The organism is Streptomyces sp. NPDC004838 (assembly GCF_053600955.1).
In genome coordinates this window covers 140,962-164,179 of sequence record NZ_JBSGAW010000003.1, presented here as the reverse complement: position 1 = coordinate 164,179, position 23,218 = coordinate 140,962, and the positions used below count along the sequence as shown (strand labels likewise).

At 71.3% G+C, this 23,218-nt stretch carries 17 protein-coding genes; 6 read left to right on the top strand and 11 right to left on the bottom strand.

Going from position 1 to position 23,218, the window contains the following annotated elements:
• The first annotated feature begins 534 nt into the window (after window positions 1–534).
• From ACWEFL_RS05280 to ACWEFL_RS05270, 3 genes are all read left to right on the top strand, one after another.
• Window positions 535–1,029, top strand: a complete 495-nt coding sequence (locus ACWEFL_RS05280; RefSeq protein WP_451707679.1) for a RidA family protein — start codon at window positions 535–537, stop codon at window positions 1,027–1,029.
• Between the two features lie 96 nt (window positions 1,030–1,125).
• Window positions 1,126–1,869, top strand: a complete 744-nt coding sequence (locus ACWEFL_RS05275; protein WP_451707677.1) for a FadR/GntR family transcriptional regulator — start codon at window positions 1,126–1,128, stop codon at window positions 1,867–1,869.
• Window positions 1,870–2,163: 294 nt separating this feature from the next.
• On the top strand, window positions 2,164–3,771 hold the full coding sequence (locus ACWEFL_RS05270) for a gamma-glutamyltransferase family protein (RefSeq protein ID WP_451707674.1): 1,608 nt from the start codon (window positions 2,164–2,166) through the stop codon (window positions 3,769–3,771).
• A 197-nt stretch (window positions 3,772–3,968) separates the two neighbouring features.
• Here ACWEFL_RS05270 and pstS read toward each other — a convergent pair whose 3' ends face one another.
• The 10 genes from pstS to ACWEFL_RS05220 all read right to left on the bottom strand — a co-directional run bounded on the left by pstS (window position 3,969) and on the right by ACWEFL_RS05220 (window position 17,216).
• Window positions 3,969–5,090: a phosphate ABC transporter substrate-binding protein PstS gene (gene pstS / locus ACWEFL_RS05265; RefSeq protein ID WP_451707672.1), complete on the bottom strand. Its 1,122-nt coding sequence runs from the start codon at window positions 5,088–5,090 to the stop codon at window positions 3,969–3,971.
• 334 nt (window positions 5,091–5,424) lie between these two features.
• Window positions 5,425–5,658 (bottom strand): hypothetical protein, encoded by a 234-nt coding sequence (locus tag ACWEFL_RS05260; protein WP_451707669.1) that lies wholly within the window; start codon window positions 5,656–5,658, stop codon window positions 5,425–5,427.
• 225 nt (window positions 5,659–5,883) lie between these two features.
• Entirely contained in the window at window positions 5,884–7,413 is a 1,530-nt protein-coding gene (locus ACWEFL_RS05255; RefSeq protein ID WP_451707668.1) for an amino acid permease, read from the bottom strand.
• A 54-nt stretch (window positions 7,414–7,467) separates the two neighbouring features.
• Window positions 7,468–8,463, bottom strand: a complete 996-nt coding sequence (locus tag ACWEFL_RS05250; protein ID WP_451707665.1) for a hypothetical protein — start codon at window positions 8,461–8,463, stop codon at window positions 7,468–7,470.
• Window positions 8,464–9,507: 1,044 nt separating this feature from the next.
• Entirely contained in the window at window positions 9,508–10,296 is a 789-nt protein-coding gene (locus ACWEFL_RS05245) for an ABC transporter ATP-binding protein (protein WP_451707664.1), read from the bottom strand.
• Complete coding sequence (locus tag ACWEFL_RS05240) at window positions 10,293–11,318, bottom strand: ABC transporter ATP-binding protein (protein WP_451707662.1); 1,026 nt, start codon at window positions 11,316–11,318, stop codon at window positions 10,293–10,295. Before ACWEFL_RS05240 ends, ACWEFL_RS05245 begins: the two co-directional genes overlap by 4 nt.
• Window positions 11,315–12,277 (bottom strand): ABC transporter permease, encoded by a 963-nt coding sequence (locus tag ACWEFL_RS05235; RefSeq protein WP_451707660.1) that lies wholly within the window; start codon window positions 12,275–12,277, stop codon window positions 11,315–11,317. The genes ACWEFL_RS05240 and ACWEFL_RS05235 overlap by 4 nt, the downstream gene beginning before the upstream one ends.
• A 59-nt stretch (window positions 12,278–12,336) precedes the next feature.
• Window positions 12,337–13,302 carry an ABC transporter permease gene (locus tag ACWEFL_RS05230; protein ID WP_451707658.1) on the bottom strand — a complete coding sequence of 322 codons (966 nt, stop codon included), beginning with the start codon at window positions 13,300–13,302 and terminating at the stop codon, window positions 12,337–12,339.
• Window positions 13,303–13,317: 15 nt separating this feature from the next.
• Window positions 13,318–15,156: an ABC transporter substrate-binding protein gene (locus ACWEFL_RS05225; RefSeq protein WP_451707655.1), complete on the bottom strand. Its 1,839-nt coding sequence runs from the start codon at window positions 15,154–15,156 to the stop codon at window positions 13,318–13,320.
• Window positions 15,157–15,224: 68 nt separating this feature from the next.
• The gene (locus tag ACWEFL_RS05220) at window positions 15,225–17,216 is read right to left on the bottom strand and encodes a S9 family peptidase (protein WP_451707652.1); all 1,992 of its coding nucleotides are present in this window, start codon (window positions 17,214–17,216) and stop codon (window positions 15,225–15,227) included.
• Window positions 17,217–17,332: 116 nt separating this feature from the next.
• Here ACWEFL_RS05220 and ACWEFL_RS05215 point away from each other — a divergent pair, with 116 nt between their 5' ends.
• The 3 genes from ACWEFL_RS05215 (at window position 17,333) to ACWEFL_RS05205 (ending at window position 21,403) form a co-directional block, all read left to right on the top strand.
• Window positions 17,333–18,304, top strand: coding sequence for an Lrp/AsnC family transcriptional regulator (locus ACWEFL_RS05215; protein ID WP_451707650.1), 972 nt, complete (start codon window positions 17,333–17,335; stop codon window positions 18,302–18,304).
• Window positions 18,301–19,764, top strand: a complete 1,464-nt coding sequence (locus ACWEFL_RS05210) for a M20/M25/M40 family metallo-hydrolase (protein ID WP_451707649.1) — start codon at window positions 18,301–18,303, stop codon at window positions 19,762–19,764. The genes ACWEFL_RS05215 and ACWEFL_RS05210 overlap by 4 nt, the downstream gene beginning before the upstream one ends.
• A gap of 139 nt (window positions 19,765–19,903) precedes the next feature.
• Window positions 19,904–21,403 (top strand): acyltransferase family protein, encoded by a 1,500-nt coding sequence (locus tag ACWEFL_RS05205; RefSeq protein ID WP_451707647.1) that lies wholly within the window; start codon window positions 19,904–19,906, stop codon window positions 21,401–21,403.
• On the opposite strand, the gene ACWEFL_RS05200 is transcribed toward ACWEFL_RS05205, so the two are convergent.
• Complete coding sequence (locus ACWEFL_RS05200) at window positions 21,316–23,166, bottom strand: APC family permease (protein WP_451708100.1); 1,851 nt, start codon at window positions 23,164–23,166, stop codon at window positions 21,316–21,318. The genes ACWEFL_RS05205 and ACWEFL_RS05200 overlap by 88 nt on opposite strands.
• Between the last annotated feature and the right edge of the window lie 52 nt (window positions 23,167–23,218).

Below are 23,218 nucleotides of genomic sequence, written 5' to 3'. Positions count from 1 at the left end.
TCTCCGGCATGGCGGCCTCGTGCGGCCAAGGTGAGCTGCGCCGCCCCCGCTTGTCAACGGTCTCGCCTGAAAATCTGCCGGAGACAACGGAAAACATCGTTTAAACCCGTTCCTGACTGCGCATTTCGTCGTGCGTGCGGAAGTGGGTCGTTCTGCGATGGATGCGATCGGTGTGGACCAGGTCCCCGTGCGTGTGTGGTCGTCGGCGCGGTCGGGTCGATGCGAAGGTCGGCGGGCCCGGCGTTGCCCGTGGCGGAAGTGCGCGGGGGTGTCGGCGGATGTCCGTGGTGAACGCTTCGCCGGGGCTGTCGCGAGGGTGCGGGGGCGGCTTTCGGTGGGGGATCCGCGGGGCTGTGCCGCGCATGGGCGGACGCCTCGCCGCCCCCGGCTTCTGCCGCCGCACACCGCGCGTGGTGGCATGTCGGGGGTTGACAGCTGGGGAATGCATGCAAACAATGAGCCCAACTTGGTCGGACCATCTGACTATCTTGGCCCACCGGCAGGGCCCACGTGATCACTCGAAGGCATAGGCACATGGCTCAAACTGATCCCGAGACCCGCGTTCGCGAACTCGGTCTCGTCATCCCCGACTTCTCCGCCCGGCCGTACTACGGCGGCGACTACGGGTCGATGAAGCCCCACCACATCAGCGGCAACCTCCTGTTCCTGGGCGGCCACACCGCGGACGACGCGGACGGCAACGTACGCCACCCGGGCCGGCTGGGAGCGGATCTCACCGTCGAGGAGGGCTACGAGGCCGCCCGGCTGACCGGCCTGAACTGTCTGGGCGGCATCCGTCTGGCACTCGGTTCCCTCAATCGGGTGCGGTCCCTTGTACGCTCACTTTGTTTCGTCGTCAGCACCCCGGAGTTCGAGGACGTGCACAAGGTGTCATCGGGCGCGACCGATCTCTTCCGGGATGTCTTCGGCCCCGAGGCGGGGCTGGGCGGTCGTGCCACCATCGGCGTGATGAGCCTGGCCAGGCGCAGTTCCTTCGAGAACTGGCTCACGGTCGAGATCGACGACTGAAACCTCCCGCGGCCCACGGTCGCCGCCCGACCACGGTGGGCGGCGACCGTGCGGCGCGGGACCACCGCCCACCCGACCGACAGGAAAGGCCCTCCGGTGCCCGTCGACTGGACCCTGATCGCTCCCGAGGCCACTCTCGGCCCGCACCGGCTCGCCGGGCGTCTCCAAGGGCTCATCGAGGAGGGGCGACTGGCTCCCGGCGAGCGCATCCCGGCCGAGCGCGAACTGGCCGGGCAGCTCCGGATTTCGCGCGCTTCCGTACGAGAGGCGCTGCGGGAACTCGAACTGCGCGGGCTGGTGAACCGCAAGCCCGGCCGGGGCACCATCGTCACGGACACCACCCGCCCGGATCTGCACCCCCGCCAGCTCGGGGACATGAACGACGCGGCGCGACTGGTGCACGAGGTGATGGATCTGCGCTCGGCCGTGGAGCCGCCCGTCGCGGCTCGGGCTGCCGTCCGAGCCACCGCGAGCGACCTCCAGCACCTGGCCGAACTGCTGTCACAGGCCGAACTGGAGCGGGACCGGGACAATCTGGCCGCGCTCATCGAACTGGACGGCGCGTTCCACGTGGCCGTCGCCAAGGCGGCCCACAACCCCATGCTCACCCGGCTGCTCGAAGCCACCAACGAATGGGTCGGCCCCTCGCGCGACCCCCAGTACCAGAGCACCGAACGTCTGGTGGCCTCACTGCGCGGCCACCGACGCATCCTCGCGGCGCTCATCGGTCATGACGGCGACGCCGCCGCGCAGGCCATGGCCGACCACCTCAGCGAGGTGCAGGGCATGATCATCGACACCCTCGGCCGCGGAGCGCACGATTCCGCCGACACCGCCTGACCGGGCACTCCGCCCGACAGAGCACCCGCCGGACAGAGCACCCACAACCGGCAGGGCGGCGGCCGCCGGGGCCGACGGCGCGCGGAGCACACACGTCCGTGCGCGCCGCCGTCACCGGGCCGCACGGCCCGCGCACCGCCGTGGTCCGTGCGGCCCCCGCGCCGGGTCACACCGAGTGCGAGAAGCAGTTCCGTGTCGATCGCGTTCGGCACGACCCCACCGCCCGTATCCATCACTCCGTTCCCGCCGCACCCGCTCTACCGCCCGAACTCGAAACCCAGGAAAGCCATCACCATGTCCGCAGCAACGCCCCCGTCCGACCGCATCCGCCCCTACGGACTGGCCACCCCGCACGCTCTGGCCACCGGCGCGGGTGACGCCGTACGGAGAGAAGGGGGCAACGCCGTCGACGCGGCGCTCGCCGCGGCGATCGCGTTGACGGTGGTCTATCCGCACCAGTGCGCCGTGGGAGGCGACCTCATCGCCCTCGTCGCCCTGCCCGACCAGCGGATCGTCGCGGTCAACGGCAGCGGCGCGGCACCTCGTGGCATGGACCCGGACTCGCTGTCCGGGGAACGTATGCCGGTGACGGGACCGCTCACCGTCACGGTCCCCGGAGTGGTCGCCGGCTGGGCCACCCTCTCCGAACTCGCCGGCCGCCTGCCCTGGCACCGCCTGTTCGCGGAGGCCGTCGCGTACGCCCGTGACGGCGTCCCCACCGCGCCCGGCGTCGCCACGGCACTGCGCGAGGAGGCCGCGACGCTGACGGCCGACGACGGCATGCGCGCCGTCTTCTTCCCCGACGGCAGTCCCCTCGAAGCCGGGGTGCCCATGCGTCAGCCCGCGCTCGCCCGGTCCCTGGCCCAACTCGCCGCCGAGGGACCGAGCGCGCTGTACGAGGGGTCGCTCGGCGCCGGAATCGTCAGCAGGCTCCGAGAACTCGGCTCGCCCATCACCGCGGACGACCTCGCGGCCCACGCGACCGAACTGACCGAGCCGCTGTCCGCCTCCTTCCGCGGCGAGGAGTACCTCACCGCGCCTCCCAACTCCCAGGGCATCCATCTCCTCCAGGCCCTCGGTCTGATCGAGCGGATGCCCGGCACCGCCGAACTCCTCGGACGCGACGCCCATCTGACGGCACGCGTCTTCGACGCCATCACCCGCGACCGGGACCGGTGGCTGGCCGACCCCCGGCAGGTCCCCGTCCCGGTCCGCGAACTTCTCGGCGACGCCCACCTCGACGCACTCGCCGCCGAGATCCTCGACGGCCCGGTCCCCACCCCGCAGACCGGACCCGTGCCGCGTGCCGCGGCCGCACGCCCCAGCGGGGACACCGTCGCCGTGGTCGCCGCCGACGACGAGGGATACGCGGTCTCCCTCATCCAGAGCCTCTTCCACAGCTTCGGCTCCGGCATCATGGATCCCGGAAGCGGCATCCTGCTGCACAACCGCGGCTCGTTCTTCGACCTCGCCCCCGGGTCGCTCAACCGGCTCGCCGGGGGACGGCGGCCCGCTCACACCCTGATGCCGGTGCTCACACGCCGCGACGGATTCATCACCGGTGCGCACGGCACCATGGGCGGCAAGGCCCAGCCGCAGATCCACGCCCACCTGGCGCTGCGCCTGCACTCCGGAGACGATCCCGCGACCGCGCTCGCCCGTCCGCGCTGGGTGGTCGGCGGCCTCGGAGTGGACGAACCCGCGGGTGTCGCCTCCGTCGAGAACGGGGTACCCGGCGAGGCGGTCGCGGCGCTGCGCGGCAGCGGCTACCGCACCAGCATCTGCGCCGATCTGGACGAGCAGGTCGGACACGGGCAGCTCGTTCGCCGTACACCGCAGGGCTCCGTCGCCGCGGCCACCGACCCGCGCAGCGACGGAGCCGCGACCGCCGTATCCGGCTGACCGCTCCACACCGGTCGCGGCGCACCGGCTCCTTCGACGGGCCGGCGGAGGCCGACGGGCAGACCGGCCCACCGGGCAGACCGGGCCACCGGGCGGACCGAGCCGCGCGGCACGGGACCGACCGCCGTCGGCCCCGCGCGCCGGTCAGGACGGGCCGGCCCCGCGCGCCGATCAGGACGGGCCGGCCCGGCGCGCGGTCAGGACAGGGAGTCGACGACCGTCCTGACCTGCGCGCCCATCTCGTCCGGCAGCGCCGCGTAGTGAAGGCCCGCGAGGGCGCTCTGGCCTTCGGCGCTCGCGGTGTAGGAGAGGAAGGACTTCAGCGCGGGCAGGGCCTCGGCCGTGGTCCCCTTGTCGCAGACGATGACGTAGGTCATCTGAACGATGGGGTACGCGCCCGGCGCACTGGTCCGGTAGTCGAACTCCAGCCCCATGTCCTTGCCGCGGCCGGTGATCCGGGCCGCCGCGATACCGGCGGACGCCGTCCGTGAGGAGACGGCCACGGGCTCGGCCGCACCCGTGTCGAGGCGTACGGTCGAAAGCCGCTCCGACGCGGCGAAGGACAGCTCGAAGTAGCCGATGGCGCCCTCGGTACCGCTGACCTGTGACGCGACTCCACTGGATCCCGCCGCGGAGTGGCCCGCCCTGGCCTGCCACGCCTTCTCCTTCGGATACGGCCAGTCGCGCGGCGCCGCAACGGCGAGATAGGAGTTGAGGTTCTGCGTCGTGCCCGACTCATCGGAGCGGTGCACCGCGACGATGGGCGTGGGAGGCAGCTGGACTCCCGGATTCAGACGCTTGACCGCCTCATCGTCCCACCTGGTGATCTTCAGGTCGAAGATCTTCGCCAGGGTCGGGGCGTCCAGGACCAGGCTGTCGACTCCGGTGATGTTGTAGCCGATGGCGATGGGGCCGCTCACCATCGGCAGATCGATGGCTCTGCCGCCTTGGCACACCTCGCCGGAGATCTCGACCTCTTCGGGCGTGAGCGGGCTGTCGGAGCCGCCCATGACGGTCGCGCCGCGCAGGAACTGCGCCACGCCGCCGCCCGAACCGATGGGAACGTAGCGGATCTTCACCCCCTGGCAGACCTGCTGGTACTCCTCCATCCAGTACCGCATCGCGTTCTCCTGCGCTGTGGAGCCCGACGCCGCCAACTGCCCCCGCTCCGCGCACACGATCCGGTCGGCCGCCGTGCGCTCGGGCGCGGGGTCGTCCTCCGAGGCGCCCAGCCCGCATGCCGTCAGCAGCAGGAGCCCCGCCGCTGTTCCTCCCGCATTGAACAGCTGTTTGCGCGGAGTTTGCCGATAGTGCGCCATGCGTTCCCTCCCAGCAGGTCAGGGAGTAGATGCTCTGTCATGCCGGGCGCGTCTGTCGTGGCGCGGAGATGAACATCAGGGGTCGTTCTGTCTTCACCCGGATAGCGTGACGGTGACATGCGCCCTCCCTCGAGGGGCGGCCGTGTCGACGGGCGGCCGGAGAGACGCGTACGTCATGTCTCGCCGCCGTGCTCCACGCGGCCTCCCTCGTCCCGCTGGTGCTGTTCGTCCAGGCGGACGCGCCCGTGTACGCGACGCCGGCGGCGGCCGGGGCGGGGCTCCGGTGAGGCGCCCCCGCGCACCGGGGGACACGCCGGTGAACGCGTCCGGCCGCTCACGGCCCCCGGTAGTCCTCGCACACCACCGGCTGAAGCCTGGCCACCAGCCGGAAGAACTCCGCCTCGTTGCCCGCCATGCCCAGGACGTCCAGCGCCTCGTCGGCCTCGGCGATCGGCGCCGTCAGCAGTGGCAGCGCCGACAGGGGCCTTCGCGTGTCGGCGAGGACCGCGCGGGTGGCGCTGAGCAGCCGTACATACGCCTGCGCCGCCGCGAGTTCGGGATCGTTCATTTCGGCTTCCCCCTTCGGAAGGTGTCGGACCGTCAAGCATCTCGCGCGGCACTGACAATCGACCGCCGACGGCTCGACACCGCCCCTGGCCAGGCGCTTTCGAGGTCCGGCGGTCTCCGTACGACGGGTTCGCGGAACCCGCGCGCGCTCGGGGGCGCGATGACACGACAGCCGGGGCCGGATCCATTCGGCGGGACCGGCCCCGGCTGTCGTACAGGGGGAGCGTCAGACGATCTGGTCGGTGAGTTCCGCCTGTTCACGGGCGGATCCGTACGCCTGCGGAGTGCCGTACGAACGGCGCGCCACGAACCACCAGACGGTCGCCAGGGTGAGGACGGCGACCAGCGCCACGGAGGCGTAGTTCATGGTGTCGACGGTGACCGGACTGGACTGCGGCAGCAGGAAGAGAACGGTCACACAGACCACCCACACCACGGCGATCCATCCGATGGGCTTGCTCCACTTGCCCAGAGTCCACGGCCCCGGCTGGAACCGGTCGCCGGCCCGCAGTTTGAGATAGACCGGGATGATGTAGGCGGGTGTGATGCCGATGACGTTGATCGCGGTCACCGCGCCGTAGGCCGTCGTGGACCACAGCGACGGCAGGGCCAGCAGCGCGGCGAAGCCCACCGAGAGCCACACCGCGGGCACCGGGGTCTGCGTCTTGCTGCTGACCTTGCGCCACAGGGCCGAACCCGGCAGCGCGTTGTCGCGGCTGAACGCGAAGACCATCCGGCTCGCCGCGGCGACCTCGGCGTTGCCGCAGAAGAGCTGAGCCACGATGACCACCAGCAGCAGCGCCGTGGCGCCGCCCGTGCCCAGCGCGTCCAGCAGAATCTGGGCGGGCGGCACACCGGTCGAGGTGTCCTGGGTGCCCGCGTAGTCCTGGATGGCGAAGGTCAGACCCGCGAGCAGGGCGAAACCGGCGATCCACGAGACCCAGATGGCCCGGACGATGCCCCGCGCCGCGGTGACGGACGCGTTGGACGTCTCCTCCGACAGATGCGCGGAGGCGTCATAGCCGGAGAACGTGTACTGCGCGAGCAGCAGGCCGATCGCCGCGACGTAGATGGGGTTCTCCCAGCCCGTGCCGTTCACGAACTCGGTGAACACGAACTCCGGGGACTGGTGGTTCTTCGGAACGATGGCGAGCGCGCCGACGATCACCGCCACACCGCCGATGTGCCACCAGACGCTGATCGAGTTCAGCACGCTGACCAGCTTCACGCCGAAGAGGTTGAGGGTGGCGTGAAGAAGCAGAATGCACAGGAAGATGATCATCGTGGAGCCGGGTGTGGGATCGAATCCCCACTGGAGGTTGAGGAACGCACCCGTGAACAGGGCCGCGCCGTAGTCGATACCGGCGATCGCGCCCAGCAGACCCAGCAGATTGAGCCAGCCCGTGTACCAGCCCCACTTGCGTCCGCCGAGCCGGTCGGCCATGTAGTAGAGCGCGCCCGAGGTCGGGTAGGCGCTGGTCACCTCGGCCAGCGCCATGCCGACGCACAGGACGAAGAGACCGACGCCCAGCCAGCCCCACATCATCACCGCGGGACCGCCGGTGTTCATGCCGAAGCCGTACAGCGTCATGCAGCCGGAGAGGATGGAGATCACGGAGAAGCTGATGGCGAAGTTGCCGAAGCCTCCCATACGGCGGGCGAGAACCGGTTGATAGCCGAGCTCGCGCAGCCGCTCCTCCTCGTCGATGGGTGGCTGTTTGTCCGAACCCGACCATCTTGGCGGGGATATGGACATGGTTGAACCTCCGAGGGGCAGGTGGGTAGTGCACTGATCGTTTCGGTGGTGCGGTCAGTAGCCCGCGTCTCGCGCGGCGGTGAAACTGCGGCTCCGGGCGCGGAGGAAGATCTCCTCCGCCGTGCCCGGGTCGGCCGGGTTCTGGGAGCGGTACTGCCAGGGCGGAGCGGTGAAGTACGAGCCCAGCGCGTCGAACACCCGGGCAGCCTCGATGAACCGGCCGGCGCCCCAGAGGGCATGGGCCAGATGGTTGAGATCCAGCAGCGAGGACTCGATCGGGTTCGTGTGGTCGAACCAGCCTTCCAGGGCGAGCATGGCCTCCCGGATCGCGTCCTCGGTCACCCAGTGCAGATCGAGCGCCCGTTCATGGCCTCTGTCCCGGCGGTAGCGCTCCACCCGGACATGCAGCGGCAGCACCAGCAGCGCCGAACCCGCGGGCGCGGCCGAAGCCGCCCACTGGACGAAGTTGACCGCCTCCGACAGATGACCGCCCGCTCTGCGCGCGTACACGAACTGGAGCATCCGGTGGTACGCCTCGCGGTTGAACGGGTCCCGCTTGTGCGCCTCGGCCAGCAGCCCCCACGGCCCGGGGAACAGCATCGGGCCGGGGGGAACCTGCCGGTGCTCGTCGAGACGCTGCTTCTCGTCGAGTTGTGCCAGCGCCAGCAGGCAGACCCAGGGCACCGGGTCGTCGGGCGCGTGATGGGCCGCGATCCGGCATGCCTCCCACGCCTCGTGCCACAGCTCCTGGGTACGCGGGTGCTCCTCGCGGTGCGCGCGCAGGGCGCGCTCGACCGCGACCCGGCACTGCATCACGATCGCCGCGAGGGAGTCGGGCTCCTCCGTACGCCATGCCTGAACGGTGTCGGAACCCGCGGCCACGGCCGCGAGTACCTGCGTCCGCTGGGTCCACAGTCCCCAGCCGGGGGTGGAGTTCAGCAGATTCCGCATCGACAGCCAGCGACCGGTTCGTAAATCCTGCATGGCCGTACGCAACTCATTGTCGTGGCCGGCTGGGTGGTAGACCGGGCGGAACTGTTCCTGAGCCATCAGCTGGCCGCCGCCCCCGCCGGCCTGCGCCGGAGTGAATGTCTCAAAGTGATCGTCATGGGTCCTCTTGGGACGGTGGGGGGCCGATTCAGTGGGCGGCGAAGCAGCCCCACTGCTGTTTGCGCGCCGATCTTACTCAACAAGACGCATACGACAAGAAGTTGAAGCGGAACGGTCACCAGGCGAGACGGCCATGGGGTTTACCGGCGCATTTGACCGTTCCTTGACGGACGAGTCTCTCCTGATCCACTCTGTGCTGTCATCAACTGCCGGGGTGTTCCTGACGCTTCATTGACGGTCGAGCGGTCATCCCGATGAAGGGCCGATGGCCGGTGTCAAGAGCCCGTACTCGCCGTCGGCCGGGGCGGACCGGGTGTGTGGCCCTGGCAGCCGGCCTCGGGCGCGGGGTGGTCGCGACCGTTCGCAGCGGTGAATCCGCGAGGGGATCGGAGGGCGCGAGGGAGGCGGATCCATGGAGTACCCCTCTCCTCCGTCGCCGGTACCGGAGGCCGGGCGCCGGCCGAAGTGGGGGAGCCGTACGCCTCCGTGGGGGTCCGCCGATCGGGACGGAACCGTGCTCGCGGGGTCCGGGCGAACGGCGGGCCGCGCTCCGGGGTCATCCTCCGGCAGAGTCGGCGACCGGCGTCCGTATATACCTGAATGCGCCCGACTCGCCCAATGTGAGAGTGATTTGACGAGACTCTCCGGACCTTCCCCGAGTTGCGGCCTGCTCTACCCGTCATGGCTTGTATGTGCCGTGAGCCGACCCGGCAAGGTGTACTGGCCACCGGTGAGGGTCTCGGTCGATCAACCCTCTGACCGGCGCTTCTGGCGCCAGTGCCGTGACAGCGGGCGGCGTGCGATTCCCCGTTCACGACCGCGCAGGCCCGCCTTCACCACGCCCGCCGTCTCCGGTCGCACCGATCAACGCGTGTCCTGAGTTGTCGATGTCGACAGAATCGCCGCAATGTCAACGAATTTCGGCCAACCGGGAACGCGTTGTTCTGGCGCGCCGAATCCGCCGCGGCGACGCGGAACGCGACCTCAGCCGCGCGGTGCCGGTGCCGCCGCCAGGAGTTCGCGGGTGTAGGGGTGCCGCGGCGAGCCGAGGACGTCCTCCACATCGCCGTACTCGACCATCTCGCCCTGATGGAGGACCGCGACCCGGTCGCACAGGGCCCAGGCCAGGCCCACGTCGTGGGTGATGAACAGCAGGGCGATGCCCTCCTCCCGGCGCAACTCCGCGAGCAGTCCCAACACCTGGGAGCGGATCGAGACATCCAGAGCGGAGACCGGCTCGTCGCAGATCAGCGCCTCGGGGCCGAGGGCGACCGCGGCGGCGATGACCACGCGCTGGCGCTGGCCGCCCGAGAGCTGGTGCGGATAGCGGTGCCAGTAGCGGTCGACGGGGGCCAGCCCGCAGCGCTCCATGGCGGCGACCGCGAGGGCGGTGCGCTCCTCGCCGGGCGTGCCGATGCCGTGGACCTCCAGCCCCTCGAGCACCTGCGCACCCACCGTCCGGCGCGGGTTGAGGGACTGGTACGGGTCCTGGAAGACCATCTGCACCCTGCGCCGGAAGGCGGGCCCGCGCGGCCCGGTCAGCGGCTCGCCGCGGAACCGGAGGGTGCCGCGGCTGGGCTGCTGGAGTCCCGTCAGCGTCCGGCCCAGGGTGGACTTGCCGCTCCCCGACGCCCCGACCAGGCCCAGCACCTCTCCCTCGGCCCAGGTCAGACGCACATCGCGGAGCGCGTCGACGGATGTGCCGCGGGTCCGGCCGCGGCCGGGGAAGGACACTCCGAGGCCCTCGGCCTCGAACAGCGGATGCTCGGTCATCGTGCGCTCTCCGGGGTCATGTTCGGCGGCCAGGGGGCGAGATGGCAGCGGGCGGTGTGACCGCCGCCGGTGTCCGCGCGGAGGGCCGGGTCCGTGGTGCGGCACCGGTCCTCCACCCGGTGGCAGCGCGGGGCGAAGGCGCAGCCGGGCTCCGGCGCGGCCGGATCGGGAGGCGTGCCGGGGATCGGCGGCGGCAGCTCGCGCGGGCCGCCGACCACCGGGAACGAGGCCAGCAGCCGCTGGGTGTACGGGTGTGCGGGCGCGCCGTAGACCTCGTCCACCGTGCCCGTCTCGACGACCCGTCCGCCGTACATCACGGCGATCCGGTCGCAGGTCTCGGCGAGGACGGAGAGATCATGGGTGATCAGCAGCACCGAGAGATCCAGCTCGCGCCGCAACTCGTCCAGGAGCTCCAGGATCTGGCGCTGGGTGATGACGTCCAGCGCGGTGGTCGGCTCGTCGCCGACGACGAGGTCGGGTTCGCAGGCGAGTGCGAGGGCGATCATGAGCCGCTGGCGCTGACCGCCGGAGAACTCGTGCGGATAGGAGCGGATCCGCGCCGGGTCGAGCCGTACCTGTGTGAAGAGATCACGGACCCGGGCATCGGCGGCGGTCCGGTCGAGTTCGGGACGGTGCAGGCGGACGGCCTCACGGATCTGGTCGCCTACGCGCATCACCGGGTCCAGGGCGTTCATCGCGCCTTGGAACACCATGGAGACGCGCCGCCAGCGCACGGCGCGCATGCCCCGCGGCGACAGGGTGTGCAGCGGGCGCGGTCCGCGCTCGGTGTCGAGGTGGAGTTCACCGCCGGTGCGCACCAGGCCGTCGGGGAGCAGGCCCAGCAGGGCCAGCGCGGTCGTCGTCTTGCCGCAGCCGGACTCTCCCGCGAGCCCGAGGGCCTCACCCCGGTAGAGGTCGAAGCCGACGGAGTCGACGATTCTCGCGGTGTGCAGATCCCGGCGTACGACCGTCAGATCCCGGACCGAGAGGAGGGGACGGGTGGTGGTGGACGGGGGTGTCATCGCTGCTCCCTGAGGCGTGGGTCGACGCGGCTCTCGACGGCGTGGCCGAGCAGGGAGAACCCCAGCACGACGAGGGTGATGCCCAGACCGGGCGCGAGGAAGTAGCCCCAGGCCCCGGCGCTCATCGCTCCGGCGTCCTGCGCGGACTGGAGCATTCCGCCCCAGGAGAAGCGGTCGGGGTCGCCGAGGCCGAGATAGGACAGGGTCGACTCGGTGAGCACCGCCAGCGCGACGTAGACCACGGCGTTGGCGAGGACCAGCGGCATCACATTGGGCAGGATCTGGGTGCGGATCACCCGCAGGCGTCCGGCGCCCAGCACCACGGAACGTTCCACGAACGCCCTGCGTTTGAGCGACATCACCTCGGCGCGCACGATCCGTGAGGTGCCGGCCCAGCCGAAGAGCCCGATGACCAGGATCAGTACGCTGGTGCGGCCCAGCGGGAGGTCCGCGGCGCGGTTGCCGAGCAGGCTCGCGGCCAGCACCGTCACCGGGATCATCGGCAGCACCAGGAACCAGTCGTTCAGGACGCTGAGCACCCGGTCGACCCAGCCGCCGAAGTACCCCGCCGCGATGCCCACGGCGGTGCCGATCACCGAGGACACCAGGGCGGCCGTGAAGCCGACCAGCATGGTGTCCTGGGTGCCGAGGATCAGCTGGGAGAGCAGGTCGCGTCCGTTCTCGTCGGTGCCGAGCCAGTGCGCCGCGCTGGGGTCGGCCAGGATGTCCGACGAGAAGGATCCGGCGGCCTTCGGATCCTGGGGTGCGAGCCAGGGCGCGAAGACGGCGACCAGCCCGAACACGGCGAGCAGCCCGGCGCCGATGGCGCCCCGCCGGTCCCGCAGCACGGGCCGGACGGCCTCGGCGGCGCGTGCGCCCAGCCCGCCGCGTCCCTCGCCGAGGAGCCGCCGGGCGGTGGCGCGATGCTCCTCGGTCGCTGCCAGGGTGGATGCGTTCATCGGCTCCTCCGTCATGCGCGGCTTCTCCGTCGTGCGCGGTTCCTCCGCCATGGGCGCCATCAGTCCCGGATCCGGGGGTCGAGCCTGCCGTACAGCAGATCGGTGGCCAGGTTCATCGCGATCACCAGGGCGGACGAGAGCAGGAACAGGCCCTGCAGCATGGGGTAGTCCTTGCCGTGGATGCCCTCCATGGTCAGCTGGCCGATGCCGGGCCAGGAGAACAGCGCCTCCACCGTGATCGCGCCGCCGAGCACGAAGCCCAGGTTGAGCCCGATCACGGTGACCACGGGCAGCATGGCGTTGCGGACGATGTGGCGGCCGCGGACCGCGCGCGGGGTGAGCCCGATGGCGCGTGCCGTCAGCACGTAGTCCTCCTGCATGGTGTCCACCACGGCGCTGCGCATGTTGACCGCGTACTGGGCGAGGAGACCGAGGGTCAGCGTCGCGACCGGCAGCACGGCGTGCCGGGCCGTGTCGGCGAAGGCGTCCCAACCGGTGGCGGTCGATCCCGGAGTGGAGGCGAGCCCGGTGGGCAGGAGCTGCCACCCCTGGGCGAAGACCGCGATCAGCACCATGCCCAGCCAGAAGCTCGGCATGGAGTACAGCACCACCGAGCCCTGGGTGAGCACGGTGTCGCGGGTGCGACCGCGTTTCCACGCGGCGAGCAGGCCGATCCACGGGCCGAGCAGCGAGGCCAGCACGGTGGAGACCCCGACCACGATCAGCGTGTTGGGCAGGGCCTGGAGCAGTTCCTCGCTCACCGGACGGTTGGTGATGAAGGAGGTGCCGAGGTCCCCGGTGAGGGTGTCCTTGATGTAGCGGACGAACTGGGTCCATTGGCTCTGGTCCAGGCCGCGCTGCTCGATCAGGGCGGCCTGCGCTTCCTCGGTGAGGTTCGGATTGCGGGCCAGATCGTGCTTCGGATCGCCCATCGCGCGGAAGATCACGAAGTTGAGCACCAGCACGAACGCGAGGGTCCCCAGTGCGGTGAGGACACGGCCGGCGAGGCGGCGGAGGGTCGTCATGTCGTCGCTCCCGCGCTACTCGTCGGTCCAGTCGCGGACCTCGGCGGGGCGGGTGCCCTGCCGACGGCCGAGCAGATAGCCGCCGGCGGCCGTGAGCAGGGCGAGCGCCAGCCAGGCCGGGGTGCTCAGGCTCGTGCCGGAGGACGCCGAGGCGGAGGCGGTGCCCGGCTGCGGGCCCGGCCGCAGCCCCGTCAGCTGGAGCCAGTTGGCCCCGAAGGGCACACCGGCGCCGGTGCCGGGGGAGGGCTGGTACCCGTGCCAGGTGTCGTTGCGGGTGAGCACGATGTCGGCGGAGAAGACCGTGGGGATGTAGGGCAGGTCGGTGAGGGCGATCCGCTGGGCGTCCTGCATGGCGGCGACGCGCTTCGGCAGATCCATGGTGCGTACGGAGGCGAGCGAGGCCGCGTCGTACGCCGGGTTGGAGTAGTACGAGTCGGACCAGGAGTTGCCGGTGCGCAGCACCTCCAGATTGAGGTCGGGGGTGACCTCGCCGCTCCAGGCCCAGTAGAAGGAGTCGTAGCTGGGGGCGTACTTTCCCTTCACGGTGCTCGGGTTGTAGACCGTGTTGTTGAGCGCGTCCTCGGTCACCACGCTCATATCGATGGTGATGCCGATCTGCGCGGCCCAGGCCCGGATACGGCGGACGGCGTTCTGGTCCTGGGTGGAGGTGGAGCGGACGAGCATCTCGAACTCGGCCTTGACGCCGTCCTTCACACACGGCTTGCTCTCGCAGTTCCAGCCGCCGGCCTCGAGGATGGCGCGTGCCTTGGCGGGGTCGTAGCCGTAGCCGACCTCCGGGTCCTCGGCGAAGCTGCGGTAGTACGGCGTGTAGTAGGGCGAGATCAGCCCGTCGGCGGGCAGGTTCTGTCCGGCGTAGATGGTCTTGGAGAGGTCGGAGCGGTCGATGCCCCAGGCCAGCGCCCGGCGGATGGCCGGGTCCTGCACGACGGCGGTCTTCACGTTCTTCGCCGGTCCGGAGCAGGCTCCGGCCCCCTTCGGCGGACAGGAGTTGAAGGCGATCTCGGAGAAGCCGGGCGCGGGGGCGCTCCAGACCTTGATGTCGCGGTCGGTCTTCAGCTTGGCGACCCAGCTGCTGTCGCCGTCGGCGACCATGTCCAGGCTGCCCAGCTTGATGTCGCGCAGCGCGGCCTCACTGGCCTGGTAGTGGACGAACAGCAGGCGTTTCATCGCCGGGGGGCTGCCCCGGAAGGACGGGTTGGCGGAGAGGACGGTGGTGCCGCCCTTGTCGTACGAGGTGAGACGGAAGGGCGCGGTGGTCACCGCGGGCAGAGGGATCGGCGCCTTGTCGAGCGAGGCGATCGGGTACTTGCCGAAGATGTGCTCCGGCAGGATCGGAATGGCCGCGGACTCCAGCCGGGCGTCCGGCTCGGAGAGCTGGAGCACGACGGTGTGCGCGTCCGGCGCGGTGACCTTCTCGATGTTCTCGACCGTGCCGCGCAGCACGTTGGTCTCGTTGGTCAGCGCGGCCTGATAGGTCCACTTGACGTCGGCGCTGGTGAACGGCTTGCCATCGGACCAGGTGATGCCGGACCTGAGCTTGAAACTCCAGGTGAGACCGTCGGCGGAGGTCTTGTACGACTCGGTGAGGGAGTTCTCCAGGTCCGGACGGCCGTCCGAGGTGCGGTAGTTGAGGAGCAGGTCGTAGCCGAGCAGGCTGACCGTGTTGGAGACGGCGTTGAGCTGCCCGTAGGGATTGACGCTGTCGATCGGCTGGGAGTGGCCGATGCGGTAGTCGCCGCTGCTCGCGGCCGCGCTCGCGGCGGATTTCGGCTCGGGACTCGGGGGCGGGGAGGCGGCGGTCGTCGCGAGGGTGAGCCCCACGACGATCGGCACGGCCCATCTCAGGGGCGGGCGAATTCTTCGGAACTCTGCGGCGCGGGACATGGTGGCGCTGGCCTCTCTCACTTGCTGTCGAGGGGAAGGTGGGTGCCGAACCAGTTCAGGAGCCGCCGGTGGCGGTCCAGACGGCGGTCGAAGCGCCCGGTGCCCTGATACAGATGGCTGGACTCGGGATAGAGCACATAGCGCACGGTCCGGCGCAGCTTCCGCAGCGCCAGGAACAGTTGCTCGTTGTCGGCGGCCGGGCAGCGCAGATCGTCCTCCGCCTGGAGCATCAGCAGCGGAGTGCGGATCCGGGACGCGAGCCGCAGCGGTGACGCCGCCCAGAGCCGGGCCGCGCCCTCCTCGTCCAGCGGGTCGCCCATGCCGGAGGCCGCGCCGTAGGACGGTCCGATGTCGCAGTTGGCCCAGACGGACACCTGGTTGCTGACCCCGTTCTCCGCCACGGCGGCGGCGAAGCGGTCGCTGGTGGCGATCAGCCAGTGCGTCAGGAACCCGCCGTACGAGAGTCCGCAGACACCGAGGCGGCCGGCCGTCGACCTTCCGGTGGCGAGCAGATGGTCCGCGACCGCGTGGACGTCCTCGGCATCGGCCCGCCCCCAGGCCCCGTGGAGTCCGGCGACCCAGGCGCTGCCCCGGTCGGTGGAGCCGCGAGGGTTGGGCAGCGCCACCCGGTAGCCGGCCGAGGCCAGCAGCAGCGCTTCGAGGTTGGGCAGGGGACCCCACTGGCCGGTGGGCCCGCCGTGCAGGGACAGTACGGTGGGCAGCGGCGCGGACGGGTCGGAGCCGGGCGGATGCAGCAGGCGGACCGTGACGGGTCCGGCCGGGCCCGGTGCCTCGATCCGCTCCACGGCGGGCAGTTCGCACCCCTCCAGCCAGGCGGAGCCGACGGTGGTGAGCCGCCGGGCGGGGCCCTCGTCGTCCAGCGCGTACACCTCCGGGGCGGATATCGCGCCGGGCGGCACCAGCACGGCGGCGGTCAGCGTGCCGTGCCGCGCCAGCGAGGCGACCACCGTGCCGGGCTCCGCCAGCGGACGGCCGGTGACCAGGTCGTACGGGAGCACACCGTCGTCGTGGGCGACCGCGGTGACCTCGGCGGCGTCCTCGGGCTCGGTCCACCAGTCGTGCAGATCGCTCGGGCCGTCCAGGTCGCCCACCCACCGGTCCGCGTACCGCGGCAGCAGCCGGACGCAGCTCTCCGCGGCCGGGTCGATGTGGAAGACCTGCGGCGGGTCCTGGTCCCTCGGGTCGGCCACCGCCCGGCCGATCACCGTGAGCGTGCCGTCCGCGCGGACGTGGTGGCGTACCACGCCTCCGTCCAGCGCAGTGATCCGGCGCAGACCTTCGCCCGTCGCCGTGTCGGCGGGCGCCTCGGGCCGCACTGCGTGCACCTGCGGGCAGGGAGCGAGGTCCGCTTCGGGGCCGGAGTCGGCGAGGACGTACACCGCGCCGTCCGGGCCGACGCGGGGGCGGGAGACCGGGCGGGGGCCGCCGGTGAGCCGCCGCGGCCGGCCGTCGACGGGTACATGATGCACATGACGGGGGTGGAGCAGCAGGCCCTCGCCGTCCAGGCGCCAGCCGGCCCGCTCCAGGACCCGGCAGGTCGGCGGTTCGCCGTCGGTGTCGTGCGGGGGGTCCTCGCGCCGTTCCTCGGGAGCGTGCTCGTCCTCGGCCAGTACGGCGAGCCAGTCGCCGTCCGGACCCCAGTCGAAGTCCCGTACTCCGCGCGGGAAGTCCGCCACCCGCCGAGGCTCCCCGCCGGGCAACTCCAGCAGATGCAGCTGGGAGTCGCGGAGGAAGGCCACACGCCGGCCGTCGGGGGAGAAGCGCGGATGGGTGTCGCACCACGGGCCGTCGGTGAGCACGCGCGCCCGGCCGCCGGCATGGGGCTGCGCCCAGAGACCGATCCGGTCCCGTCCGCCGACCACCGTGCGCCGGGTGAACACGACCAGCCCGCCCTCCGCGCCCGAGTGGACGGCGAGTCGGCCGATCGCCGCCTGGGTGTGCAGCAGCTCGGGAACGAACGGGCCGCGCGGCGTGCCGGGCGAGGTCATCCGGGTACTCCTCTCCTCGGTTGTCGTTGGATTGCGCACACTTTGCCACTACATCCATATTCAGACAAGAGATCGCTTGAGATTGATGGAATCAGACACGTAAGATTCTGACTGTGATGGAACCAGACAGTCTCGATTCTCTCGATCGGCGTATCGTCGCGGCGCTGCAGATCGACGCCCGGCTGCCCTACGGCTCACTCGCCCAGGCCCTGGGCGAGGTGGAACGCACGGTCGCCCGCCGGGTCCAGCGGCTCGTGGACGCGGACGCCCTGCGGTTCACCGCCTTCGTCGACGAGTTGCGCACCGGTCTCGGGCAGTCGGTCAACCTGCGGATCCGAGTGGAACCGGGGAGCGCCGACCAGGTCGCGCAGGCCCTCGCGCTGCGGACCGACACCCGCTGGGTGGCCGTGATCACCGGTGAAGCGGATGTCTCCTGCGAACTGGTGGCCGACGGGCGCGCGGCGCTGCACCGCGTGGTCTCCGAGGAACTGCCGGCCATCCCCGGCGTCCGCAGCACGCACAGCTACCCGGTGCTGCGCCACCTCAAGCCCACCACCGCCTGGCACGCCGGACTTCTGACGCCGAAGGAGGCCGAGGCGGTGTCCTCGGGCCGAGCGGCCGCACCCGACTCCGGTGTACGGGTCGAGCTGCAGCCCAGCGACCACCGGCTGATCGAGCTGCTGGTCGAGAACGCCCGCTACAGCTGGGTCGAACTGGCCGAACGCCTCGGAGTGGTCCCGGCCACGGCCAGGCGCTGGACGGAGCGCCTGCTGGGCAGCGGCGCGGTGGCGCTGCGCGCCGAGATCGAGCCCGAACTGCTCGGCTACGCGGTCGAGACGGAACTGTGGCTGGAGACGGCGCCCTCCGCGATCGAGCCGACCGCCGCGGCTCTGGCACTGCACCCGGCCGTCCGCTACTGCGGTGTGGTGGTCGGCGGCCAGGCCGTCAACATCCTCGCCGTACTCCCGGCCATGGACGACCTCTTCGACTTCCAGGTCGAGGTCCTGGGCCGGCTTCCGGGGCTGGTCCGCTGCGAGGCGACCCTGGTCACCCGAGCCCACAAGCGCGGATTCGTGGTCAAGCGATGAACCCCGGCGCGACCGAACTCGGCACCACAGACCTGGGCACCACAGGCCCCGGCACCACGGGCCCCAGACCGGCGGGCCCCGGCGGGGAGGCGCCCGGCGCGACGGATCCCGGCGTCGTCCCCCCTCCCGTTCCCACGGCAGGGCCCGAGACGACGTACCCCGGTACCCCGGACGCGGTCGCCCTGCTCACCGACCTGATACGGATCGACACCTCCAACCCCGGTGACGGCAGCGGGCCCGGAGAACGCCGGGCGGCCGAGTACGTCGCCGAGAAGCTCGGCGACGCCGGACTCGACCCGGTCTACCTGGAGTCCGCACCACGGCGCGGCAATGTCGTCCTGCGCATCCCCGGCCAGGACCCCACCCTCCCCGCTCTCCTGGTGCACGGCCATCTCGACGTGGTGCCCGCCGACCCGTCCGAGTGGTCCGTGCCGCCCTTCGCCGGGGAACACCTCGACGGCGCGATCTGGGGCCGGGGCGCGATCGACATGAAGGACATGGACGCGATGATGCTCGCCCTGGCCCGCTCCTGGGCCAGGACCGGCAGGCGTCCGCGCCGGAACCTGGTGTTCGCGTGGATGGCCGACGAGGAGGCGGGCAGCGCGCTCGGCTCCCGCTACCTCACCGAGCACCACCGGGACCTCTTCGACGGCTGCGCCGAGGCGATCAGCGAGGTCGGCGGCTTCTCGATGGAGATCAGCCCCGAACGCCGGCTCTATCTGGTCGAGACCGCCCAGAAGGGGCTGCACTGGCTGCGCCTGGTCGTGGAGGGCAAGCCCGGCCACGGCTCGATGCTGCATACCGACAGCGCGGTGGCCGAACTCGCCGCCGCGGTGACGAGGATCGCCGCCCACCGCTGGCCCCTGGTGCTCACCCCCACCACCCGGGCCTTCCTGGCCGAGGCGGCGGAGGCGTTCGGCGTGCCCTTCGACGGCGATTCCCCCGACCCGGCCCAGGTACTGGAGTGCCTCGGCCCGCTGGCGCGGCTCATCGGCGCGTCCCTGCACCACACCGCCAATCCGACCAGGCTGACCGCCGGGTACAAGACCAATGTGGTGCCCGGACACGCCTCGGCCGAGATCGACGGACGCTTTCTGCCGGGGCTGGAGGACGAGTTCGACCGGTCGCTCGCCGAACTCGCCGGACCGAGGGTCAGGCTGGAGACCATCGAACGCGACATCGCGGTGTCGGCCCCCTTCGACACCCCGCTCGTGTCCGCCATGACCGAGGCGCTGCTCAGCGAGGACGAGGGGGCCAGGACCGTCCCCTACTGTCTGTCGGCGGGAACGGACAACAAGTCCTTCGCCGCGCTCGGCATCAAGGGTTACGGCTTCGTCCCCCGGCGGCTGCCGCCGGGTCTGGACTTCTCGGCGCTCTTCCACGGCATCGACGAGAGGGTGCCGGTCTCCGCCGTCGACTTCGGCATGCGCGTCCTGGACCGGCTGCTCACCCGGTACTGACCGGCCTCCGACGCCCTTGTGTCCCGGTCGCCGGAACGGCCGGCTCACCGGCGGTCACCGGGAGAACCGTCGCCGACGCGCGGGGAACCGGGTCCGGCCCGCCCGGTGAGCGTTCCCCTCCCGCGCGATCATCGAAGGTGTGAGGACGGAACGGAACCGCTGCGTGGATCTGCTGCGGGTCTGCGCCATCGGCGCGGTGGTGCTCGGCCACTGGCTGCTGGTCGACGTCACCTACCGCGACGGTCTGCTGTCGGGTCTCGACGCCCTCGACTTCGTCGGCTGGGCACGGTGGGTGACCTTGCTCCTCCAGGTCATGCCGGTCTTCTTCCTGGTCGGCGGATACGCCAACGCGGTCTCCTGGACGGCCCACCGGGAGCGGGGCGAGGACTGGCGGTGCTGGGTACGCGGCCGGGCAGCGCGGCTGCTGTGGCCGACGGCGCTGTACGTCGCGGTGTGCGCGCTCGCCGTCGTCACGGCCGGGCTCGCCGGTGCGGAACCGTCCGTACTGGCCCTCGCCGGCTGGCTGGTCGCCCTGCATCTGTGGTTCCTGCCGGTCTATCTGCTGCTGATCGCCCTGACTCCGGCCCTGCACGCGGCGCACCGGCGGTGGGGCGCCGCGGTGCCGGCGGCGATGGCGCTGGGGGCCGCGGGGGTGGACGTGCTGGTCCTGGGACCGCGTCTGCCCGTGGTCGGCCTCGCGAACTATCTGCTGGTGTGGGGGTCCATGCACCAGTGGGGGTTCGCCTGGCAGGACGGCTCGCTTACCACCCCCCGGTGGCGGTGCCGTGCCCTGGCGCTGGCCGGCGGGGCGCTCCTCGTCGCGCTGGTCGGCTGGGGCCCCTTCCCCGTCGACATGATCGGCACGGGCGCGCGCGTGGGGAACACGACCCCGCCGTCGATCGCCCTGCTGGCGTTCGCCGCCGCCCAGACCGGTCTCCTCCTCATGGCCGAACCCGCCCTGCGGCGGCTCCTCGCCCGCCCCCGGCTCTGGGCACGGGTCTCCCGCCTCAACCGCGCGGTCATGACCGTCTATCTGTGGCACATGGTCCCGGTGATCGTGGTGGCACTCGCCTTCTACCCCACGGGTCTCGCCCCCCAGCCGGCCATCGGATCCGTTCCATGGCTGGCCCTGCGCCTGCCCTGGCTGGTCCTCCTGACCGCCGTCCTCGTCCCGCTCACCCTGGCTCTCCAGTGGGCGCAGCGCCCGCTCCTCCTGCTGCCGGCGGGGCTGGGCGCCGCGGGCTGGTGGTCGCCGGTGCTTCTGCTCTGCGGTCTGGGAGCCGTCACTCCGGCCCTCACCGTCCTCGCCGCCCGCGGCTTCGCCCCGGCCGGACATCTCGCCGCGTACCCACTGACGTTCTACGCCCTGGGGCTCCTGGCCGTGATGTGCTCCGGGCGGCCACCGCCGGGACGTGCCAGCACCGGGGATCCGGAGGTGCCGGGGGACTCCGGAGCGGCAGCGCGTACGGCCGACCGGCCCGGACGTCCGGCACGGTGGGCCGCTCGACGCCGGGCCAGGCACTACGGCAGCGCTCGAAGGCGGGCCAGGCGCTACGGCAGATGGAAGGGAACGGAGGTGACGACGATCTTGGGGAGCGGGCGCAGGGCGTGCCGCAGACGTCTGGCGGTGCGGCTGTGAAGGAACTGGTGTCTGCGGTGCCGGGTGACGATCTCGGGGACGATGACGGTGAGCGTGAGGTCCGGATGCTGCCGGTGGAGGGCTTCGAGGTAGTGGACCAAGGGGGCGACGACGGCCCGGTAGGGCGAGACGAGGATCTCCAGCGGGAGATGGTCGCCCCACAGAGTCCAGTAGCCGCGGAACCGGTGGGCCTCGTCCTCGGAGAGGCTGATGTGGAGGGCGAGGACGGGCTGTTGGAGTGAGGCGGCGTAGGCGAGGGTGCGCATGCTCGCGAGGTCCAGGGTCGCGATGGCGACGACGGACAGATGCTGGACCTCCTCGGGGAGTTCCTCGCTCTCCTGGTCGGTCCCGGTCCGGCCGGGTCGCTGCTCGGGCGGTACGGGCGGTCTCCGTGCCGGGGGCGGCCCCGCGATGACGTGCGCGGGCACTTCGATGGCGTGCGGATGCAGTTGGAGGGCCGCGCGGGCCGATTCGTAGTGCCGACGGATCCCCGTGGTCACGGCGAGGAACAGCGCGACGGCGACGATGGCCACCCAGGCGCCCGAGGTGAACTTGCTGATGCCGGCCGTGATGAAGACGACGGCGGACAGGAGTCCCCCGGTGGCGTTGAAGACCAGGCTCTTGCGCCAGTGCCGGTCGCGCAGCCGCCACCAGTGGACGACCATTCCGGCCTGCGAGAGGGTGAAGGCGAGGAAGACCCCGACGGCGTACAGCGGGATCAGCGCCCCGGTCTGGCCGTTGAACGCGACGAAGACCAGGGCCGCGGTCAGGGAGAGCAGGACGATGCCGTTGCTGTAGGCGAGGCGGTCGCCCAGGCGCATGAAGGCGCGCGGCGCGTATCCGTCCCGCGCGAGGAGGGACAGCACGCGGGGGAAGTCGTTGTACGCGGTGTTCGCGGCCAGCAGCAGGATCGCGGCGGTGGCCGCCTGGATGAAGACGTACATCCATCCCGAGCCGAAGCTCAGGTGCGCGAGTTGGGAGAGCACCGTCTCGCCGGCGCTGGGCACGACCCCGGTGAGGTGGATGAGGACGACGATTCCGGCGAACATCACGATGAGGAGACCGACCATCCAGCTCAGGGTGGTGCGGGCATTGCGCCACTCGACGGGGCTGAACGCCGGCACGGCATTGGAGATCGCCTCGATACCGGTCATCGCCGTCGCGCCCGAGGAGAAGGCCCGCATGATCAGGAGCAGCCCGACGGTCTCGGTGACGGGCAGGGGCGGGGCGGTGTGCGGCCGGAAGTCCTGGCCCGCCGAGTCGGCGAGTCCGCCGGCGATGAGCGCGAACATGGCGGCGATGAAGGCGTAGGTCGGTGCGGCGAAGAGGATGCCCGCCTGCCGGATGCCGCGCAGATTGCCCGCGAGGAGCAGCACGATCACTCCGACGCCGATGGGCACGGCCTCGGGGGCGAGGGACGGAATCGCCGAGGTGATGGCCGCCACCCCGGAGGCGATCGACACCGCCACGGTGAGGACGTAGTCGGTCATCAGCCCGGCCGCGGCCACGAGGCCGGGCACCCGGCCCAGGTTGTCGCCGGCGACGATGTACGAGCCGCCGCCGTGCGGATAGGCCCGGATCGTCTGACGGTACGACAGTCCGACGGCCAGCATCAGGAAGACGATGGTCCCGGCGACGGGGAACGAGTAGGCGAGCCCGGCCGTGCCGGCCAGTACGAGGACGGCGAGCATCGCCTCGGGGCCGTACGCGACCGAGGAGAGCGCGTCCGCGGACAGCACGGGCAGCGCCACCAGCTTGCGCATCCGCTCGGTCACCATGGCGGAGCTCTTCAGCGCCGCCCCCACCAGTAACCTC

What these genes read in the sequence shown, in the direction of transcription:
- ACWEFL_RS05280 (WP_451707679.1), top strand. Translation starts at nt 535, where the DNA reads ATGGCTCAAACTGATCCCGAGACCCGCGTTCGCGAACTCGGTCTCGTC.
- ACWEFL_RS05270 (WP_451707674.1), top strand. Translation starts at nt 2,164, where the DNA reads ATGTCCGCAGCAACGCCCCCGTCCGACCGCATCCGCCCCTACGGACTG.
- pstS (WP_451707672.1), bottom strand. Translation starts at nt 5,090, where the DNA reads ATGGCGCACTATCGGCAAACTCCGCGCAAACAGCTGTTCAATGCGGGA.
- ACWEFL_RS05260 (WP_451707669.1), bottom strand. Translation starts at nt 5,658, where the DNA reads ATGAACGATCCCGAACTCGCGGCGGCGCAGGCGTATGTACGGCTGCTC.
- ACWEFL_RS05255 (WP_451707668.1), bottom strand. Translation starts at nt 7,413, where the DNA reads ATGTCCATATCCCCGCCAAGATGGTCGGGTTCGGACAAACAGCCACCC.
- ACWEFL_RS05250 (WP_451707665.1), bottom strand. Translation starts at nt 8,463, where the DNA reads ATGGCTCAGGAACAGTTCCGCCCGGTCTACCACCCAGCCGGCCACGAC.
- ACWEFL_RS05245 (WP_451707664.1), bottom strand. Translation starts at nt 10,296, where the DNA reads ATGACCGAGCATCCGCTGTTCGAGGCCGAGGGCCTCGGAGTGTCCTTC.
- ACWEFL_RS05240 (WP_451707662.1), bottom strand. Translation starts at nt 11,318, where the DNA reads ATGACACCCCCGTCCACCACCACCCGTCCCCTCCTCTCGGTCCGGGAT.
- ACWEFL_RS05235 (WP_451707660.1), bottom strand. Translation starts at nt 12,277, where the DNA reads ATGAACGCATCCACCCTGGCAGCGACCGAGGAGCATCGCGCCACCGCC.
- ACWEFL_RS05230 (WP_451707658.1), bottom strand. Translation starts at nt 13,302, where the DNA reads ATGACGACCCTCCGCCGCCTCGCCGGCCGTGTCCTCACCGCACTGGGG.
- ACWEFL_RS05220 (WP_451707652.1), bottom strand. Translation starts at nt 17,216, where the DNA reads ATGACCTCGCCCGGCACGCCGCGCGGCCCGTTCGTTCCCGAGCTGCTG.
- ACWEFL_RS05215 (WP_451707650.1), top strand. Translation starts at nt 17,333, where the DNA reads ATGGAACCAGACAGTCTCGATTCTCTCGATCGGCGTATCGTCGCGGCG.
- ACWEFL_RS05210 (WP_451707649.1), top strand. Translation starts at nt 18,301, where the DNA reads ATGAACCCCGGCGCGACCGAACTCGGCACCACAGACCTGGGCACCACA.
- ACWEFL_RS05200 (WP_451708100.1), bottom strand. Translation starts at nt 23,166, where the DNA reads ATGCGCAAGCTGGTGGCGCTGCCCGTGCTGTCCGCGGACGCGCTCTCC.